This is a genomic window from Sulfitobacter sp. HI0040 (genome assembly GCF_001634885.1).
Lineage (GTDB): Bacteria > Pseudomonadota > Alphaproteobacteria > Rhodobacterales > Rhodobacteraceae > Sulfitobacter.
In genome coordinates this window covers 1-204 of sequence record NZ_LWEX01000352.1, presented here as the reverse complement: position 1 = coordinate 204, position 204 = coordinate 1, and the positions used below count along the sequence as shown (strand labels likewise).

General features: G+C 62.7%; 1 protein-coding gene. It reads right to left on the bottom strand.

Features of this window, described 5'->3' with window-relative positions; translation table 11 throughout:
* Positions 1 to 204 (bottom strand): cation transporter (locus tag A3728_RS15200; RefSeq protein WP_161489590.1); only part of this gene is annotated, 204 nt, incomplete at both ends.

The following is a 204-nucleotide window of genomic DNA, read 5'->3' as shown; positions in this document are numbered from 1 at the left end:
ATCATGGTGTCCTTGGCATCGTACTTCAGGGCGGGCGCATCGAGCCGCTTGCCGTAGCGATACTTGCCCCAGGCGAGGAACGGGTTGGCCACGAGCGAAGCACCCAGAATCGCGATACCCCACCAGTTGAAGCCCGGCGCCTTCTGCGAAATGAAGGCGGAGACCGCCTCGTAGAGGATCGCCGCGACGACGATCCAGAAGGCA